Annotated in this window: 17 protein-coding genes and 1 tRNA gene; 6 read left to right on the top strand and 12 right to left on the bottom strand. The window is 66.9% G+C overall.

Going from position 1 to position 18,685, the window contains the following annotated elements:
• Positions 1 to 9 precede the first annotated feature (9 nt).
• The 4 genes from ACWF99_RS32160 to ACWF99_RS32145 form a co-directional block, all read right to left on the bottom strand.
• A complete protein-coding gene (locus tag ACWF99_RS32160; RefSeq protein WP_452538222.1) occupies positions 10 to 2,142 on the bottom strand; it encodes an Rv1355c family protein in 2,133 nt (710 codons plus the stop codon).
• Complete coding sequence (locus ACWF99_RS32155) at positions 2,139 to 2,855, bottom strand: hypothetical protein (protein ID WP_378635976.1); 717 nt, start codon at positions 2,853 to 2,855, stop codon at positions 2,139 to 2,141. Before ACWF99_RS32155 ends, ACWF99_RS32160 begins: the two co-directional genes overlap by 4 nt.
• Before the next feature lie 205 nt (positions 2,856 to 3,060).
• The gene (locus ACWF99_RS32150; protein ID WP_378635974.1) at positions 3,061 to 3,501 is read right to left on the bottom strand and encodes an AraC family transcriptional regulator; all 441 of its coding nucleotides are present in this window, start codon (positions 3,499 to 3,501) and stop codon (positions 3,061 to 3,063) included.
• Positions 3,498 to 3,941, bottom strand: coding sequence for a GyrI-like domain-containing protein (locus tag ACWF99_RS32145; RefSeq protein ID WP_101465771.1), 444 nt, complete (start codon positions 3,939 to 3,941; stop codon positions 3,498 to 3,500). The genes ACWF99_RS32150 and ACWF99_RS32145 overlap by 4 nt, the downstream gene beginning before the upstream one ends.
• A gap of 190 nt (positions 3,942 to 4,131) precedes the next feature.
• Here ACWF99_RS32145 and ACWF99_RS32140 point away from each other — a divergent pair, with 190 nt between their 5' ends.
• Positions 4,132 to 6,369: a hypothetical protein gene (locus ACWF99_RS32140; protein WP_452538221.1), complete on the top strand. Its 2,238-nt coding sequence runs from the start codon at positions 4,132 to 4,134 to the stop codon at positions 6,367 to 6,369.
• Here ACWF99_RS32140 and ACWF99_RS32135 read toward each other — a convergent pair.
• On the bottom strand, positions 6,359 to 7,135 hold the full coding sequence (locus ACWF99_RS32135; protein ID WP_452538220.1) for an alpha/beta hydrolase: 777 nt from the start codon (positions 7,133 to 7,135) through the stop codon (positions 6,359 to 6,361). The two genes, ACWF99_RS32140 and ACWF99_RS32135, sit on opposite strands and share 11 nt — an antisense overlap.
• 476 nt (positions 7,136 to 7,611) lie before the next feature.
• Here ACWF99_RS32135 and ACWF99_RS32130 point away from each other — a divergent pair, with 476 nt between their 5' ends.
• A complete protein-coding gene (locus ACWF99_RS32130; RefSeq protein WP_452538219.1) occupies positions 7,612 to 9,096 on the top strand; it encodes an MDR family MFS transporter in 1,485 nt (494 codons plus the stop codon).
• A 56-nt stretch (positions 9,097 to 9,152) separates the two neighbouring features.
• On the opposite strand, the gene ACWF99_RS32125 is transcribed toward ACWF99_RS32130, so the two are convergent.
• From ACWF99_RS32125 to ACWF99_RS32100, 6 genes are all read right to left on the bottom strand, one after another.
• Complete coding sequence (locus tag ACWF99_RS32125) at positions 9,153 to 10,742, bottom strand: ArnT family glycosyltransferase (RefSeq protein ID WP_378635965.1); 1,590 nt, start codon at positions 10,740 to 10,742, stop codon at positions 9,153 to 9,155.
• Positions 10,743 to 11,243: 501 nt separating this feature from the next.
• Positions 11,244 to 11,316 (bottom strand) — tRNA-Ala (locus ACWF99_RS32120).
• Positions 11,317 to 11,414: 98 nt separating this feature from the next.
• Complete coding sequence (gene sepX, locus ACWF99_RS32115) at positions 11,415 to 12,425, bottom strand: divisome protein SepX/GlpR (protein ID WP_378635962.1); 1,011 nt, start codon at positions 12,423 to 12,425, stop codon at positions 11,415 to 11,417.
• Positions 12,426 to 12,561: 136 nt separating this feature from the next.
• The gene (locus ACWF99_RS32110) at positions 12,562 to 13,212 is read right to left on the bottom strand and encodes a GNAT family N-acetyltransferase (protein WP_358109313.1); all 651 of its coding nucleotides are present in this window, start codon (positions 13,210 to 13,212) and stop codon (positions 12,562 to 12,564) included.
• A gap of 12 nt (positions 13,213 to 13,224) precedes the next feature.
• Positions 13,225 to 14,484, bottom strand: a complete 1,260-nt coding sequence (gene glp / locus ACWF99_RS32105) for a molybdotransferase-like divisome protein Glp (RefSeq protein WP_378635959.1) — start codon at positions 14,482 to 14,484, stop codon at positions 13,225 to 13,227.
• Between the two features lie 39 nt (positions 14,485 to 14,523).
• Positions 14,524 to 15,450: a UTP--glucose-1-phosphate uridylyltransferase gene (locus ACWF99_RS32100; RefSeq protein ID WP_378635957.1), complete on the bottom strand. Its 927-nt coding sequence runs from the start codon at positions 15,448 to 15,450 to the stop codon at positions 14,524 to 14,526.
• Positions 15,451 to 15,600: 150 nt separating this feature from the next.
• On the opposite strand from ACWF99_RS32100, the gene ACWF99_RS32095 reads away from it, so the two are divergent.
• From ACWF99_RS32095 to mscL, 4 genes are all read left to right on the top strand, one after another.
• Positions 15,601 to 16,200 carry a 5-formyltetrahydrofolate cyclo-ligase gene (locus tag ACWF99_RS32095; protein WP_378636343.1) on the top strand — a complete coding sequence of 200 codons (600 nt, stop codon included), beginning with the start codon at positions 15,601 to 15,603 and terminating at the stop codon, positions 16,198 to 16,200.
• Between the two features lie 71 nt (positions 16,201 to 16,271).
• Positions 16,272 to 16,589, top strand: coding sequence for an FmdB family zinc ribbon protein (locus ACWF99_RS32090; RefSeq protein ID WP_452538218.1), 318 nt, complete (start codon positions 16,272 to 16,274; stop codon positions 16,587 to 16,589).
• Positions 16,590 to 16,679: 90 nt separating this feature from the next.
• Positions 16,680 to 17,348, top strand: a complete 669-nt coding sequence (locus tag ACWF99_RS32085; protein ID WP_452538217.1) for an SAF domain-containing protein — start codon at positions 16,680 to 16,682, stop codon at positions 17,346 to 17,348.
• A 147-nt stretch (positions 17,349 to 17,495) separates the two neighbouring features.
• Positions 17,496 to 17,942, top strand: coding sequence for a large conductance mechanosensitive channel protein MscL (gene mscL / locus ACWF99_RS32080; protein ID WP_378635949.1), 447 nt, complete (start codon positions 17,496 to 17,498; stop codon positions 17,940 to 17,942).
• A gap of 73 nt (positions 17,943 to 18,015) precedes the next feature.
• Here the strand turns inward: mscL and ACWF99_RS32075 are convergent, their stop codons facing one another.
• The gene (locus ACWF99_RS32075) at positions 18,016 to 18,672 is read right to left on the bottom strand and encodes an MspA family porin (protein ID WP_378635948.1); all 657 of its coding nucleotides are present in this window, start codon (positions 18,670 to 18,672) and stop codon (positions 18,016 to 18,018) included.
• Positions 18,673 to 18,685: the final 13 nt, after the last annotated feature.

The following is an 18,685-nucleotide window of genomic DNA, read 5'->3' as shown; positions in this document are numbered from 1 at the left end:
TGCTATCTGTCAGTTCCCTGAACCGAGTACCGGGAGCCTGGCGCTCCGTACTGTCGGCGCGGGCGCGTAGCTCAGTCGTAATACTGCCGTGACCGTCTCGTGCCCGGGAATTCCCATCAGTGCGGAGAACCGTTTGTGGATCGAGGCCAGTGTATCTGTGAATCCTGCGGATACGTTGCGCAAATCGTTGTCGTCACGGACGTAGAGGAAAACCGGGGACATCGGCTGCACCGCGAGGCCCAGCTTCTGCGCGGCAATCCACACGCGCTCGACGGCGGAACCGCCACGCACATAATCGGTCAGATCGGCGTCGGCGCCGGCTGGACAGGTGACCGCGATCAGCGCCGAGCCGGACGAAATCCGCTGGTGCGCGTAGTCGCCCAGCGCCGCGCCGCCGGACCAGTCCCGCAGGTAGGCCATCACATCGGCACGCCCGCCGATGGCCAGTTTGGCGTACTCGTCGGAGGCCAGCTCCATGGTTCGCAGGTCGAGTCCGGTTCGTAAATCGTCAGCGGGCCAGCGCAATTCACCGAACATCTCCGCGTGCAGCCGGGGCGTCAGGTAGCGGATGCGGTCGGACTCGGCGAGGAGTTCCGCGACCTCGCCGAGCCCGGCACGATCGGTGACCCCGCGCACGAAAGCGCCTTCCGCCGCAGCCGAAACAGCCAGTGCGTCAAGCACTTCCGGCGCCAAGGCGCGTCCGTCGCCGAGGTGCCGGTTGGTGGCACGGGTGAGCATTCCAGGGTAATCGGCGGCGAGTTCGGGGTCGGCGCGCGCACCGAGGTGCAGCACAGCCGACACGGGAGCCGTACCGCCGAGCACGATCTCGTGGGTCCCCAGCAAACCCTGAGCGGCGGCGGCGACGCGGGCGTTGTAGAGGGCCGCGCCGAGAGCCACCGCGCTGCCACGGAATCCGATATCCATCCCGGAGGTACGCGCCGGGTCGACCGCGAGATGCACGGCGGAACCGTCGACCCGCACCACCCACGGCTGCGCGTTGCCGCCCGACGGCGCGCGTTCGATGCCGTGCAGGATGCGGGCGATCGATGTGCGCGGCTCGTCGAGCTCATCGAGCGGCACGGCATCGGCCGTGAATCTGCGGTCACCTGGATCGGGCTCGCCGAGGCTGTCGAGCTCGCGCTCGAGGTCGACGCGAATTCGCCCGGACGGCAGCGCCTGATCGAGGCCGATCCGGCGCACCGCCGTGGCGATGATGGCCGCGCCGAGCCCCACATCGCTGCCGAGCTGGGGCCACGTGGTGACCGTCTCGTCGATTTCGGTGAGGCTGGCGGCGAGCCGGGCCGAGAGCTGGTCCGGGTCGAGGATCCGCATCACGTGCGGGGCCTTGTCACGGTTCGACAATCCGCGCAGATCAGCTCTCGTCGTCTCGCCGAGCAGGCCGTGGAACGGCGGCCGATCGGGTTCGAGATCGAATCGCTCGACATCGAACAGACCTCGATCATTGGTCTCCATCAGCACCGGGACGCGGTGCCGCCTGGCCGCCTCGCGGGCGGCGAGTTTCACGTCGAGGGAATCGCAGACCTCGACCACCACCGACAGCCCGGTCAGGAATTCGTCCATCGAGGACTCGTCGACGCCCGCCGGGAAGATCTCGACAGGCAGGTACGGATCGAGTTCGGCGATCCGCCGGGCGGTGACGACACACTTGTTGAGCCCGATGTCGAACAGCCCACCGGGAATCCGATTCAGATTCGACAGCTCGACGGTGTCGAAGTCGGCGATCCGCAGCAGCCCGCAGGCACCTTCCAGCGCGGCGACGTAGGCGATCTCGTGCCCCGCGCTCTGCCCGATGACGCCGACCGACTGTCCGCGCAGCTGCCGTTGCTCGGCGATGGTCAGCTTGTTCCGGTTGCGGTCCTGCCGAACAGCGCGAAACGCGGTGGCGCCGACGATGGCGACCAGCGCGCAGCGCCACGGGTAGTACACCCAGCGATCATCGGCCGGGTCCGCGTCGGGCGCGGCTTTGAGCCGGGCCAGTTCCGATCGCATCGCGGGACGCAGATCGCTCACCGAGATACCGGGGAGCTGCCGCAGGCGTGCCAGCTCGGCCGCGTCGGCGGGGACCGCGTCATCGAGCACCGACGCCCGGAAGACGTCGGTGGGTGCGAGGTCTCGGATCATGGGCGTCGCGCTTCGAGCAGTTGCGCGCGCTCGACGTCGATCAGATCGCGCTGGGCCGGTGTCGCCGCCGACAGATCGGTCAGGTCCCACCACACCGGCACGGTGGTGTACCGCTCGTCCGGGTAGGACACGGCGGGAATGCCGGGATCCTGGCGCGCCCCACTCGATCGGTAGGACTCGAGCTGATGCAGGGGGCTGACGCCGAACCCGTACCGCACGTCGAGCAACCAGGTGACATGGACGACGCCGCGGGCCACCAGCGCACCGAGTTCCGGCCTGCGCGGGACCGACCGTATCGACCACCCGCCCTTGGATTCGACGACTCCGTGCGGCACCTTGGCGTCGACGGAGGCACGCAGGGCGGCCTCGCCCGGAGTGCCGAGCCATGGGTGGAATCCGGGGATATCGTCGGCGGTCGCGTGCGGCCCGTGCGCGCGCAGTCCGGCCACCACCGACCCGTCGGGATCGATCGCGACGAGGAACAGCGACGTCGAACGGCCGTCGGCGAGGGTCTCGACATCGAGCGCGTCCTGAACTCCGTAGTGCCGGTAACCATTCAGCGCACCCTCGAGATACCGATCCCACAGAGCCGGATCTTCCTCTGGTGAACAGATGCGGACATGGCATCCGGAGCTGCTGTCGAGGTACCGCAACCCGCCCGCATTCGCACCGACCACCCGGTGATCCGAGCCGGTGTGAGCCGACACCCTCATACAACTCCGTACCTACACCCACGTCGGCTTTGTCCGACCAGCCAAAGATTTCCTACGCAGTATCCGTCATTCCGCAGGAATGCACCATACGAGTGGCTAATTTTCCGGTAACCTTCTGAGCCAGTTGAAATAACCCCAGGTCAGAACGGGTGAATACATGGAAGGCGGTCGAGTCCAGACCGATCGGTTCGAATTCGGCTAACTTTCAGCTATCAACCGTGATCGACACGAACAGTTCCACCGTGTCGGGACCGTGCCACACTTCGATCTCCTCGCGGTAGGCGCGGGAGATCTCGGCCGACGCCGTCGCGTCGTCGACCTGGGCCCAGACGTCTTCCACCGGGTCGTGATAGTCGCCGTTCGGCGCGAAACGGGCGTAGATGCCCTTGGGGACGCGCAGCATGAGATCGCCGACCGGCACGTCGTCCGGAGTCGCGTATTCGCGTGCCACCAGCGCGTTCCAGTTGCCCGCCGGGTCGGGCACGTAGACCGTGTGCAGCGGTTCGCCGCCGCCGGGGCGGTCGCGCAGCCGGTCCTTGAGGAACTCGATCAGGTCGCTGTTGCTCACCTTGAAACTCGGGTGCACCTTCGGCACCGCCAGGCCGCCGTACAGCGCCGCGCCACGGACCACGATCGAATAGGTCATCGCGGGTCGACCGCCAGGTACAGGTCGATCTTGTACGCGTGCGGGTAGCACTCGAAATCGCCGGTGAAGGTGCGCTTGATCTGGTTGTGCTCCTCGGCGTAGGCGATCTGGGTCCACAGATCCGTCATCACCTGCGGGAAATTACCGACAGAGGAGAAACGAGCGTAGGTGCCGCGCGGCAACCGGGCCGCCAGATGTCCACGAGTGACCTGATCGAGCGACTCGCACTGATAGCCCACGATCTGGGTGTTGTACGTACTCAGCTCACCGGTGTAGTCGGTATAGGCGCTGGCCAGTGGCCCGCCGAGATCCTGATGCAGAACCGCCGACCATGCCGCTTCGAGGTCACGGTCGCGGAGCTCACCGAGTGCGCGTTTGGGACTGCGAACCGGAAGACCGGCCACCCAGGTCTCGTCCCGCTCGACGATTTCGAACTGCAATTGACGACTCTCTCGAAGGGTCCTGCTCGGGTTGCGCCATGCTATCAAACCCCACCCTAACCATATCTGAGCTGGACAAACGTCCACCACTTCCGTACGGACACCCGGCGCTATTGTTCGATTCATCTCCATGCTCTAAGCTCCCGCGCTCGTGTGGGTACGCGCGGAGCTCGAACCGCGAAAACAAATCGTGCGGTGGGCCGGGGTCGTCATCGCCGCGGTCCTGATCGGGTATCTCGCTGTGCTGCTGGGGGATTCGCGACACTTCTATACCGACGACACCGAGGCGCAATACGTGCCGATGTGGCAGTTGCTCGGGACCGAATTGCGGGCGGGGCGGTTCCCGGCGATGGTGCCGTGGGAATGGATGGCGGGCAACTACAGCCTCGAGGAAGCCGGGCTCTACAACCCCGCGCAGTTGCTGGTGTACCTGCTGGCGCCGTCGTTCGACAACCTCGCGCTGTACGCGACCGCCGTGAAGTTCGTGTTCTCCGCGATCGCCGCCCTCGGTGTCTTCCGCATCTGCCTGGCCTACGGCGCCCGCGCGCCATGGGCCGCGGTCGCGGGCGTGGCGTTTCCGTTCAGCGGATGGTTCCTGTTCTTCGACGAGGCCAGCTGGTTCACCTCGCAGACCGGCACCGCCTGGCTGGTGCACGCCTGGGCCTCCGCTGTCCTCTACGCGCGAGGCCGGACCGGGCCGATTCCGCTGTTCGTGTTCCTGTACCTGGCGCTGACCATCCAATACGCGTTTCCCGCAGTCGAATCCGGCTTGATGATCGCCACCGTCGCCGCGGGCGAATACCTGTACCAGCGCAGGTGGGCGCCGGTCGCGCGGCTGCTCACCGCGTCCGGGCTCGCGGTGCTCGCGTCCATGATCGCCAACCTGCCGATCCTGCTGTCCTCGCAGGCCACCTGGCGCGGTGACGTCTCCACCATCCACAACGACCCGTTCCTGACCGTCCCGTGGTCGGAATCGCTCAACGCGAGCCTGCCGAGCACCGTGCCCGCGTTCACCGCGTGGTGGGGGCATGTGCAGCCGCTACCGATGGTCTACATCGCGTGGTTCGTGATTCCCGCGCTCGCCTTCATCGATTGGAAGGCCGCGGCACGCCATGCCGCCTCGTGGAGTGGCATCGCCCTGTTCGCGGTGGCGACCCTGATGTGGACGGCGGGGCCGGGAGCGATCGGTCCGCTACGGTGGCCGGCGCGCGTGTTGCCGATGCTCGCGATCGCGCTGCTGGTGCTGGTGTGCGTGCTGATCAGTCGCTACGGCGATTTCACCGCGTCGCGGCGACGGTACGCGGCGGCGGGTGCGCTGATCGCGTTGCTGTTCATCCGATCGTTCTCCGCCGCACCGAAACTCGTCGAACGCCACGCCCTCGCCGTGTTCGTGGTGGTCGGGCTCGGGGCCGGGGTGGTGTGGCTGGCGCGCACGCGCGGGATCGCCGCCGCGGCCGCGCTGACCATCGCCACGACCTTCCCGATCGCGTTCGTCCAAGTGGCGTCGGCGCCCCGGACCCCGATGTCGTACGGATTCGCCGAACAGCGCTCGGACATGACCGCCGCGTTCCCCGATTTCGGCGGTCGCACACTGCAATTGGCGGACCGGATCATGGTGCGCGACGAAGAGCGCACGCTCGCAGGCACTTACGGCTCCATCGCGCTGGGCAGCTATGCCAAGAACCTCGGACTGCAATACGTGAACGGGTACACACCCGTCGGGCACGCCGCCTTCGCGGGCTTGCTGTGCATGGCGTGGGACGGCGGCACCTGCCCTGACGCGTACAGGAGGGTCTTCGCTGTCGAGCCGTCTACCGACACACCGATCGTCGATCTGATGCGGCTGGATCGCATTGTCCTGCAACGCAGTCAGTATCCCCACGCGGGAAACGACCCCGCCCCCGCAGGCTGGAAGTTCGTCCACTACCCCGGCCACGAACACCAGATCTGGGTCCTCGAACGAGTCAACCCCCTACCCTCCCCCGGCGACCTGATCGCCCACGAATCCGGCGTCCACGCCACCGTCATGCCCGAAGCGGGCCTCACCAACCGCGCCACCGTCTCCTCCGGCACCGGTGGCCGAATCGTGCTGTCCCGCCTGGCCTGGCCCGGCTACACAGCCACCCTCGGCAACAGCGAAATCCCCATCCGAGCAGTAGCAGGCACCTTCGTAGCGGTAGACATCCCACCCGGCACCCACAACGCGACCCTCACCGTCACCTGGCGCCCACCCGGTCTCCCCATCAGCCTCACCACAGCCCTACTGGCCCTGATCGGCATCACGTTGCTGCAGTGGTGGTTCCGCAGAACCCGCCAGAACACCCCGTCCGAAACCCTCGAACCCGAACCCTCGACCAACCTCCCGGCCCCTGGGGAGGGACGGCCACAAAATGGCCGGTCTCACGTGCTGGGACCACTCATCCGATAGCCCCGGCCAAGTGCGGCCAAGCCTCGTGCAAGTCAGCCTGAAACTGCCCCCACGTATGAGACCCGGTCGGCCGGTGCACATGCACAGCAGGAATCCCCAACTGCCCCAACCGCCCAGCGAACGCAGCCGTACACGCCCCCGCGAGCGCTTCGATCGGCGGCATAGGCAACCCCCGGTCCTGCGCACCGGGAAACCCCGTAGCCGCAGACAGGAAAACAGTCTTCCCCGCGAGCCGCCCCGCGTTGGCGAAGACGTCGTGCTCCCGCCACCCCGGCCCACCAGGAATCCCCCACATATTTCCCGGATTCCCCCCACCACGCACCGCCTGCGCACTGGCCATCGCGATCCCCATCGGATCCGAAGCCCACGGGCAACCACTCAGCGCTGCCACCGCGGAAAACCGTGATCCACTCTGGATCGCCAGATCCAGCGCCGACGATGCACTCATCGACACCCCGGCGATGGCATTGCGCCCACTCGTATCCAGCGCACCATCGATAACTTCGGGCAGCTCCTGCGTCAGATACGTCTCCCACCGCACCCGACCGACCCCCGGATCATCGGAAATCCAGTCGGTATACAACGTGAAGGCCCCACCGACCGGCATCACCACGTTCACGAACTTGTCGGCGAAGAAGCTGCGCACGTCGGTGTTGTCCCACCACGAGATGCCGTCCGCCCCACCGCCGGCCCCGGTGAGCAGATACAACGTGGGAGCCCCGGCCCCCGCCGCCTTGATCACTTTGTTCTGGATCACCCGCCCCATCGCGGGCGAGTACACATCGATCTGAGCGGACCTGCCACCCAGCGGCGCCTCCCCCGCCACATACGCCCCCGGATCGGCCGATGCCTTCGCACCCCCGAGAGCGGCGACAATCGCACACACCACAGCAAGCCAGGTTCTCGATGCAGTCACCTAACCGGTATACCCCGCAGCTCGGGGTCCACTCCGGGAAACACACCGGCGCGCCGTCGGCCGAGATCGGGCAGTGACCAGGCTCACGATCCAGTGCGAGACCGGCTTCGATATCCCCGGGACCTGCGCCTTTAGATACGTCCCTGTCGGCGCTAATCCGAAAAACCAGGTGATTTGTGTCGTACCCGCCCGGAATACTGACCGGCGCCCGATGAGTTGGACCGACGGAATCCGTCTCTTCTCTTGTGGTGCCGGGACGTCGTCGACTCGGCATCGGGCCACAGCTCACGCCCCGCCGTTTCCCATGTTTTCCGGAGGTTACCCCGATGCCAGCCGATCTATCCACGCCGACGACGAAGGGCAAGACACCGACCGTCATCCGCGTGCTGGTGCTCGCGACCTTCGTCGTCATCCTCAACGAAACCATCATGATCAACGCGATCCCGCGGTTGATGAGCGATCTGCATGTCACCGAGGTCGCCGCGCAGTGGGTCTCCACCGCGTTCATGCTCACGATGGCCGCCATCATCCCCACCACGGGCTGGTTCCTGCAGCGGGTCACCACCCGTCAGGCCTACGCGGCCGCGATGGGCGTGTTCATCGCGGGCACGGTGATCTCGGCGCTCGCGCCGACGTTCGCGGTGCTGCTGATCGGCCGCGTCATCCAGGCCGGTGGCACCGCGGTGATGATGCCGCTGCTGATGACCACCCTGATGACCGTCGTGGCGGAGCAGGACCGTGGCCGCGTGATGGGCAACGTCACCCTGGCCATCTCGGTCGCGCCTGCCATGGGGCCGGTGATCTCGGGCCTGATCCTGCAGATCGCCATCCCGGGAATCGACTCCTGGCGACTGCTGTTCGTGGTGATGCTGCCGATCGCCGGTCTGGTCACCTGGCTGGGTCTGCGCCAGCTGGAGAACGTCGGCGAGCCGCAGCCGGGCACGCTCGATCTCCCCAGCGTGGCACTGGCGGCCCTCGGCTTCGGTGGGCTGGTGTTCGGGCTGAGCAAGTTCCACGGTGACAGCTACTCCACCGCGGCACTGATCACCGCCGGCGGCGTCGCGCTGATCGCGGCGTTCGCGCTGCGCCAGATCAGCTTGCAGCGCAACGGAACCCCGCTGCTGGATCTGCGGGTCCTGCTGCAGGGCACCTACACCAAGGCGCTGGTCCTGATGTCGGTCGCGTTCCTGGCGATGATGGGCTCGATGATCCTGCTGCCGCTGTACCTGCAGAACCTGCGCGGTCTGAGCCCGCTGGAGACCGGCCTGCTGGTGATGCCGGGTGGTCTGGCGATGGGTCTGCTCGGTCCGACCGTGGGCAAGCTGTTCGACAAGTTCGGTGGGCGCGCCCTGGTGATCCCCGGCTCGATCGGTATCGCCGCCTCGCTGGCCGGTTTCACCCAGATCTCGATGGACATGCCGTACTGGCAGCTGCTGGGCCTGCACATCCTGCTGATGGTGTCGCTGGCCGCGGCGTTCACTCCGGTGTTCACCCTCGGCCTCGGCGCACTGCCGATGCACCTGTACTCGCACGGCAGCTCGATGCTGGGCACCATCCAGCAGGTGGCGGCGGCCTTCGGCACCGCGCTGGTGGTCACGGTCATGTCGGCCCGCAGCACCTCGCTCATCGAGGAGGGCACCCCGGCTGCCGTCGCCACCCTCGACGGCATGCGCCTGGCCTTCCTGATCTCGGCCGTCCTGGCCCTGGTCGTGATCGCGATGGCGGTCCTGCTGCCGAACCGGGCGGCAACCGACCCGCACGCCGCACCCGTGCAGGACGACGTGGATGCGCCGGAGCTGGTCAAGAACTGACTCCGACGACGAACCCCCCGGTCGCGCTCGCGGCCGGGGGGTTCGTCGTTCGCCTGTCAGCGAGTGGGCCGGGTGGTTGCCCGGTGGTCTCGCCAGAGGCCGAGGTCGAAGTACAGCGTGGTCATCGAGTCCCACAGGGTCGACCACTGCTGCTTCGGGCCCTTGCATACCCAGACGGCCGTCATGCGGTCGATACCGGGGATGCCCATGGGGTCGTCGAGGTGCACTACTCGCTCTACGTCGGTGAAACGGGCGCGCAGTTCGGGCTCGGCGGTGTCGAGTCCGAGGTAGATCACCGAGGTCGCCGAGTCCGGCGGCGGCCCGAAGAAGCCGAAGCCCCGGCTCGGGCTGTAAGTGGCGGGCAGGTTGTATTCCCCACCGAATTGCTCGACGGCGCCCGCCTGCCAATAGCCCTGGGCGATCACGACCGCGTTGGACTGTTCCGCGAGCGTCAACGTGTCGTACCCGGTGTCGACGGCGGACACCATGGACGACCAGTTGGTGGTTCCCCAGAATGCCGACCGGATTCCGAGGTCGATGGCGTCCTCGGCCTCGCTGCGCCAGCTCGGCGGCAGCGGCGTCACCGTGAGCATCGCGATGAACGACAGCACCGAAAGCGCGGCGATCGGGATCATCGCCAGATTCATCCACCGTTTACGGTCGTACTGCCACAGGCCGACAGCGCCGAGGGCGAACATGGCGGGAAAGAAACCGGTCGGGTAGTAAGGCCGGCCATGCGTAATGATGACGAATGTGGTCATGATCACCAAGGCGACCGCGATGAAACGATACGGACGCAGCGATTCCTGTTTGAAAACAGCCCAGAATCCGATCGCGATCAGTAATCCGCCGAGGAAGCCGGCCAAGCCGATCCATTGCGGCAGAAATCCCGGCGGACCGTAACCGGTGGCATCCTGCTCCGCGCCGATGATCGGACCCATCGCCAGCTGCGGCCAGTTGTTCTGCGACTGCCAATAGAGAATAGGGATCAGCGACAACGCGAGGATGCCGGTCGCCCCCCACAGCGCCGGACGGCGCAGAATGTCGCGCGGACCGCACAGGATGACGCCGAGGCCCAGGCACGCCCAGACGATCGGGATCATCCACTTCACCTGCATGTCAACGGCGGCAACAAGTCCCGCCACGATGAGCAGCCAGTCCTGACGGGTACGCACCCAGCGGATGAACAGCCAGGTGATCACGGCCGTGAGGGTGGCATCGAAGGAGAAGGTGCTCAGCACGACCTGGGTGGCCAGCAGGTACGAGGTCGCGTAAGTGGCCGCGGCGAGCAACTGGACGCGGTGGCTGCCCCGCAGTTCGTACGCGATCAGCGCCGACACCACGACCGCGCCCACGCCCATCACGACCGCCGGGAACCGCAGCGCCGTCACCGATCCCGGTGCGAGCTGATCAGAGATCCAGGTGAACAGCGGCACCACCACGCCCTGATCGGCGTAGGTGTAGTCGAGTCGCCGTCCGGCGGAAAGGAAATAGAGTTCGTCGCCGAAGAAATCGTAGCGACCCGCCGTCACCGTCAGCGCGATCGCGGCGATCGAAGCGATCAGCGCGACGCCGCGAAAAGCGAACGACGGATGGGTATTCGGAATATCTTCGGGCTCGGTCCGAGCCTCGATGACCGCTGTCATGAACTGCCTCTGATGCTTTCCAACAGACGCATTCGACGCCCCCTCCCGTGGTGGCGTCACATCTGTTCGCTGGTGAAACGATTCCTCCCCGGCAGCGAACTTGGTGAGCGCGGGCGCTCGCGGTCCTGCGCGGATCATGTGCTTTACCGAAACGTTACTGCTATTCGGCAGGGTCCGCAAATGCATTGACCTGCACAGTAATAGCCATTTTCGGTGTATCGGCTACCACTTGGGCAGCGTTACCGATGTGACCGAGCTAACGGTTTAAGAAGTTTGCGAATGAGTTAATTCTGCTGCACAGCAAAGTGAAGCTTTCATAATGAAGGAAATTGAAAAGACTATTACTCACCAGTATTTAATCGATCGACGGATCATGCCAAAACAATTGGGGGCATGCATTCGATCGTTGTCGAGTCTAAGGTGCGTGCCGCCAGGGCGCGACGGCCGACGCCGGGCCGACACAGAAAAAGGGCCCGGTCGGTGACCGGGCCCTTCTGGGGGTGGAGCTAAGGGGAATCGAACCCCTGACCTTCTCGATGCGAACGAGACGCGCTACCAACTGCGCTATAGCCCCGTGCGGCTCTGGTGAACCGCGCTGTGACACTGTATCAGGGGTTGCGCCCCGATACCGAATCGGTACTCTGACCTGCTGTTTTGCGTGGTTACTGCCAGCTACTCGCCGACGGCTTGACCGAGGTCTTCGACCCGGTTGCGGAGCGCGCGAGACGTGGCCGGATCGAAGATCTCGAGGAACTCGAACCTCGGATCCTCGTCGTCGGTGTCGAGCAGGGTGGAGCGGCGGCGCAGGGCACGTGCGGTGTCACGATCCATCGTGCGACGGGTGGTGGCCGCCTCCGGGGTGACTTCAGCGGCCTCGTGGCGCTTGCCACGGGTGAGGCGGGCAGCGCGCCTGCGGCGGATCTCCTCCTCCACGTGGACCTGCTTGCGCAGGTACGCGAGGTAGCCCGTGAGGACGGCAGCCGACAGCCCGAACGCCCACCAGAACATCGAGTTGAGCAGCAGCCCGAACGCGGCGAACAGGATCAGGCCGATGACCAGACCCATGACCGCGCGCTGACGGAAGCTGTAGCGGGCGGCGCGGGCGATGGCATCGGCCTCGGGGTCGTAGCCACCGCGACCACGGCGTGACGGGGTGAAGTCGTCGTCATCGTCGAATTCGGCGTCATCCTCGGCCACGAGGTCGTCCAGCCGGGCCGGCGGCGCGGGTGGGATGCGCGCGGCGACGGGTGGTTCCTCGGCGGCTTCCGCCGAGAGTGGTTCCGCCGCAACGTCTGCCGTCTCGTTGTCGTCGAGATCGGCTGTCGCGGTGGCCTCACCGATGTCGTCGGTGTCCACTTCGGCAACCGCCGCCTCGAGTTCGGCTGCGGGGGTCAGTTTTTCGTCGTCGTCTTCGGTGACGGGCTCTTCGGTCGTCATCCGATCCTCCGAATCAGTTCGGTGGGAGCGCTTACGCAGCACACGGGGTCGGTAATCGGGGTCACTCTCGTGACCGCCTGCCGCGCCGATGCGGATCCGTCGTTCGGCCCCGCCACGGTGCAGCACGCGTGTGGCGAGCGCGGCATCGGTGGTACGGCGGATCCGGGGATGCCGGTCCGCCAGGATCGGGAACAGGACGAAGACCCACAGCACAACCAGCCCGATCCACAGGATCGAATTCGGCATCGCGGTCATCACCTCCCGTCCCCACCTACGTGTTGTCCCTCTGTGGACGCACCACTGACGTCCGTAGGTTAATTCGGGCAGACGCGCCCGTGTGGCAGGCGCGCCGTGCACACCTGCCACATGAGTAACAGAAATTTCACGGCAGCGCCGCCCGACCCTCCCTGACCAGGCGATCCACCACAGTGCCCATAACCTCTTCGACGGTCAGCCCGACCAGAAGATGATCGCGCCACGCACCGTCGACATCGAGGTAGCGGCGCAGCAGGCCCTCTTCCCGGAAGCCGACATTGCGCAGAACCGCCTGGCTGGCATGGTTTTCCGGCCGCACTGTCGCCTCGACGCGATGCAGACCGACCGGCCCGAAGCAGTGGTCGAGCCCCAGCGCGAGCGCGGCCGTCGCCACACCCTGGCCGCCGAGATCCTTGGCCACCCAGTACCCGATCCAGCCCGACCGCAGCGCCCCGCGCACGATATTGCCGATGGTCAGCTGACCGCTGAACTGCCCGTCGACCTCGATGACCAGCGGGATCATCGCCCCGCGCCGGGCCTCGGCCTTCAAGCTCGTCCACAGCGACGGCCAGTTCGACGCGTGATTGCGCGCCTCCCAGCTGCCGCGCCCGGTCGGCTCCCAGCGCTCCAGGTGGTCACGGTCGCGCAGCCGGATCCGGCTCCACGCGGCGGCATCGCGAAAGCGCACCGGCCGCAGCGTCACCCTGCCGCCCGCCACCATCACCGGACCGAGCCGGGCGGGCCAGCCGGGATGCTGTCCGGCCCGGAATACGTTCATGGAGTCCACTGGTCAGCCGCGCTGCGCCAAGAACGCGACCTGCACTTCGTCACCGGTACGGAAATCGGTGTCGTCGGGTTCCACCACGATCAGGCTGTTGGCCTCGGCGAGGGTCGCCAGCAGGTGCGAGGAGCCCGCGTTGCCGTTGCCGAGCGGCTGCACCAGATAGTCGCCGGTCGCCTCGTCGCGCAGCAGTTGCGCGCGCAGATACCCTTTGCGGCCCGGCATCGAGGTGATGGGAGTGATGGTGCGCGCGCTCACGATCCGCCGCATCGGCTGACGACGGCCGAGCGCGATCCTGATCAGCGGACGGACCATCACCTCGAACACCACCAGCGCGCTCACCGGATTCGCGGGCAGCAGGAAGGTGGGCACCTCGTCGCGCCCGAGCCGTCCGAAACCCTGCACCGAGCCCGGGTGCATCGCCACCCGGTCGACCTCCAGCTCGCCGAGCCCGTCGAGGGCCTCGCGTACCTGATCCGAGGCCCAGCCGCCGACCGCACCCGCGATCACCACGACCTCCGAGCGCACCAGCTGGCCTTCGACCACATCGCGGAGCCGGCGCGGATCGGCGCTCACGATGCCGACCCGGTTCACATCGGCGCCCGCGTCGCGCGCGGCCGCTGCCAGCGCGTAGGAGTTCACGTCGTAGACCTGGCCGGGGCCCGGGGTGCGGTCGATGTCGATCAGCTCGCCGCCGATCGAGATCACCGACAGCCGCGGGCGCGGGTGCACGAGCACCTTGTCCTGGCCGACCGCGGCGAGCAGTCCCACCTGGGCCGCGCCGATGATCGTGCCCGCGCGCACGGCCACGTCACCGGGCTGCACGTCGTCGCCGACGCGGCGCACGTAGTCGCCCGAGCGAACCGGCTCGAAAACCTTGATCCTGGCCCGCCCACCATCGGTGAAGTCGACCGGCAGCACCGCGTCGGCCAGGGTCGGCATCGGTGCGCCGGTATCGACCCGCACGGTCTGGCGCGGCTGCAACCGGATGGGCTGACGCGAACCGGCCACCACTTCACCGACCACCGGCAGGGTGAGGTCGATCAGCTCGCCCTCCTCGTCGCGCACATCCACGCCCGCGGCGGTGACATCGACGCTGCGCACCGCGTATCCGTCGATGGCGGCCTGATCGAAGCCGGGCAGCGGCCGTTCGGTGACGACGTCCTCCGCGCACAGCAAACCCTGGGCTTCGGATATCGCCACCCGGACCGGCCGGGGTGCGACCGCAGCCGCGGTGACCTTGATCAGCTGATCCTCAACCGAGCGCATCGAGCTCCTGAATCTATGGCGGCGGCGTATCTACCGCGTTTAGGCGACGGGCGACTGTGGATCCCACTCCGGGCTGAGCCGGAACTTCAGCCACTCGCGCAACTGCGGGCCGTATTCGTCCCGCTCGAGGGCGAAATCCACAGCAGCTCGAAGATAACCGCCCGGGTTGCCCAAGTCGTGGCGCGACCCACGGTGGACCACCACGTGCACCGGATGACCCTCGGCGATCAACAGCGCGATGGCATCGGTGAGCTGCAGTTCCCCGCCAGCGCCCGGCGTGATCCGGCGCAGTGCGTCGAAGATCACCCGGTCGAGCAGATAGCGACCGGCGGCGGCCAGGGTCGACGGCGCGTCGGCGAGATCAGGCTTCTCGACCATGCCCTTCACGCGCAGCACGTCGGTCTCGGCGTTGTCGGCGCATTCCTCGACATCGAAGACGCCATAGGCGCTCACCTGGGACTTCGGCACATCGATGGCACACAGCACCGAACCGCCGCGTTCGCGGCGCACGCGGCTCATCGTCTCGAGCACGCCACACGGCAGCACCAGATCGTCGGGCAGCAGGACGGCGATCGCCAGTTCGTCGTCGTCGAGCACGGCTTCGGCCTGGGCGACCGCGTGGCCGAGGCCGAGCGGTTCCTCCTGGACGACCGAGGTCACATCGAGCAGGCCCGGCGCCTTGCGCACCTTCTCGAGCAGCGCGAACTTCCCGCGCTCGGCCAGGGTGCTCTCCAGCACCAGGTCCTCGACGAAGTGGGCGACCACGCCGTCCTTGCCCGGCGAGGTCACGATCACCAGGCGGTCGGCGCCGGAATCGGCGGCTTCCGCGGCGACCAGCTCGATGCCGGGGGTGTCGACAACCGGCAGCAATTCCTTGGGCACCGTCTTGGTGGCAGGCAGAAACCGCGTCCCGAGTCCGGCCGCGGGTACCACCGCAGTGCGGAAACCGGAAGTCTTGTCTGTCATGCGCATACCCTATCCATTCAGTGCCGTCCGATCGCCTCTCCGCGACGATCCGGCGTCGGCAAGAGCTTAGGCGTCCGCCGTCGGCTCGGCCGTGCGCGCAAGACATCGGATCGACGCGCGCCTGTGCAGACTATGGTGGTCGCTGTGGATATGCCCGGTGAGCGCACCAAATATGCGTGGCGCGGCGAGATCCTGGCCACTCGCGCACAGGTGGGCTCCGCCGAACACGCCGTCGACGCGGCCGCGCTCGCAGCCTCGGCGGCCGGGCTGGCCACCGGCGATGACATCGTGTGCGCCTACGTTCCGGTCCGCGGCGAACCCGGCGATCTGCGCATGCTCGACGCGCTGCGCGAGCGCGGCGCCACGGTGTTGCTGCCGGTGACCGGCGAGCCGGGTCCGCTGAGCTGGGCGCGCTACGAGGGCGCGGATTCGCTGCGCAAAGCCCGCTACGGCCTGCTCGAACCGGCCACCGAGACCTTGCCGCCCGCAGCGGTGGCCGACGCCGCGACGATCCTGGTTCCGGCCCTCGCCGTCGATCGGCGCGGGGTACGGCTCGGGCGCGGCGCCGGGTATTACGACCGCACGCTGGGCGCCGCGCGGGCGGACGTGCGCCTCATCGCTGTTGTCCGGGATAATGAACTGGTCGACCGGCTTCCCGAAGAACCGCACGATCGGCGAATGGGTTGGGCGCTCACCCCGGGTGGCGGACTGGAACAGCTGGGCCGCGACCTCGCCGTTTCGCCGGAATGAAACCGCGATTCGCGACGTTGGCAGTGTCGGCGGTAGAGTGCTAGATCGACGAGAGACTTGCGGAGGATCCTGTGCCAACTTATTCGTACGCGTGCACCGAGTGTGACAACCGCTTCGACATCGTTCAGTCCTTCTCCGACGACACACTGACGGTATGCCCGCAGTGCTCCGGGAAGCTGCGCAAACTGTTCAACTCGGTCGGCATCGTGTTCAAGGGCAGCGGTTTCTACCGCACCGACAGCCGTGGCGGCGCATCCACCGCGAGCGAACCGGCGAAGACCTCGTCCGAGAGCACCAGCAGCAACGGGTCGAGCGGCAACGGATCCGGCGGCAACGGCGATTCGTCGTCGAGCGCGTCGACCAGCTCCACTCCGGCCGCCGCCAGCTGACCTTTCGGCAGTTGTCCACAGCCCCGCGGTTATCCACAGGCGGGGCTTTCAGCGGCTTTTCCGCAGGGCCGCGGCTCTACGCTTTCGCCCATGACTCGCAGTCTCGCCGATCTGGGACGTGGCAGCTCCTGGCGTTTCGCCCTCGGTAATCGTCCGGCCTGGGCCGACACGTTGCTCGTCCGCCGTATCGCCGCCGCCGTTCTTGCCGTAGCCGCCGCCGTCCTGTTCGTACGTGGCGACCCCGGTGGAGCCAGGGTGGCGGTGGTGGTCGCCGCCCGCGATCTCGCGCCCGGCCGGTTACTCACCGCCGACGATCTGCGCGTGGACCATCACGAATCACGTTCGCTACCAATAGGTTCCGTCAGCGAAACCGCTCCCCTGCTCGGCGCGACGCTGACCGGCGCCATGCACGCCGGGGAGACCTTCACCGATCTGCGCGTCGTCGGCCCCCGGTTGGCCGCCGCGGCCGCGGGCAGCGCCGATGCGCGGATCGTGCCGATCCGGCTGGCCGATGCCGCGGTGGCTGATGTGTTGCGGGCCGGCGACCGGGTCGATGTCGTCGGCGTGGAGGATGCCGGCGCGCCAGGTGCCACCAAGCCCGCGCGGACGCTGGCCACCGACGCCGCGGTGGTACTCGTCACCGCGACGGGTGATCGGCGCGGCGCGGAACGGGTGGTCCTGCTCGCGCTGGATACCGCATACGCCGCCGCCGTGGCCGGTGCGTCGCTGCGGACGGCACTGACTGTCGTCTTCCACTGACGCCTTGCCGGTCGCCCACGGTGTAGTTCGCGAGAAATTTGCCCGAACTCTCGTTAGCATCACACAGGAACCAAGCACACCGTTTCGCAGCATTCGATATGGAGCGCAGCGCCCCGGGCCGGCTCCTGTACGAAGGAGACATCGGCAATGCTCAAAGGTTTCAGAGACTTCCTACTCCGCGGCAACGTGGTCGACCTGGCGGTCGCCGTCGTCATCGGCACCGCGTTCGTCGCGATCGTCACCGCGTTCAGCGAGGGAATCATCAATCCTTTGCTCGCGCTGTTCGGCGGATCGAACGAGATGGGGCTGGGCTTCCAGCTCGTCGCGGATAAACCGGCCACCTTCATCGAGGTCGGGCCGATCATCACCGCGGCGATCAACTTCTTGCTGGTCGCAGCGATCCTGTACTTCATCCTGGTGGTGCCCGCGACCAGGATGAAGAAGCGGTTCTCCCAGGCCGACGAGGAGCTCACCGAGAACGAGCTGCTCATCCAGATCAGGGATCTGCTGGCCGAGCAGCGCGGTCGCTCGAACGGTAAACACGGCCTCCGGGCCGAGCCGGCGCAGCATACCGACGGCGACAACGCCTACTGATTCCTTACTGCCACAACGAGTTCGGGTCCTGCACTCCGCGGTGTGCAGGACCCGAACTCGATGGTGTCTTCGGTCAGCCGAGGCTGAACGGTGCGCCCCAGAGAGTCACCCAGCTGATGACGTTGTCGGTTTCCACCTCGACGCTCACAAAAGAACGAGCCTGGGCGTAGCCGCCACAGCCGGACAGGCCGATGGTCTCGTCGGCCCAGGTCACCGAGCCCGACCCGCCCTTGAAGGCATTGCGGGTCTTGTGGGATTCGTTGCCGTAGTCGTCGGGCATTTCGAGATCGAGGACGTAGAAGGACTTCGCCTGGCCGGGGCCGACGGTGAGCTCGCCGCCGGTGTTCACCTCGCCGAAGCCGACACCCTCCACGACCTCCCCGCCACTGTCTCCGAGCGCATCACCACCGGAGATATTGACCTGGCAACCCACGGTGTAACCGGGGAAGATCTTGCCACCGCCATCACCGGACACCGAGACCTGCGCACTACCGGAAACCCAGGCGTTGCGATGCGCCGGGGTGGACCCCATGGACGGATTGATATTGGCGGACTCGCCGACCAGGCTGATGTCCACGACAGTGCCGTCGGACAGCGTCTTGGTGATGTGGCCGCCCGGCAGCGGAACGAAGGTGTCGGCATTCGCCGCACCGGTGGACAACAAACCCAATGCCACGGTCGTCGCCGCCGTGAATCCGGCTACGCGCGCCATGCTCTTACGGTTGATCATCACAGTGACCCCT

The sequence above is a fragment of the Nocardia sp. NPDC055002 genome, from assembly GCF_053608825.1.
The sequence above is the reverse complement of the archived record's forward strand: the minus strand, read 5'-3'. Positions and strand labels throughout refer to the sequence as shown.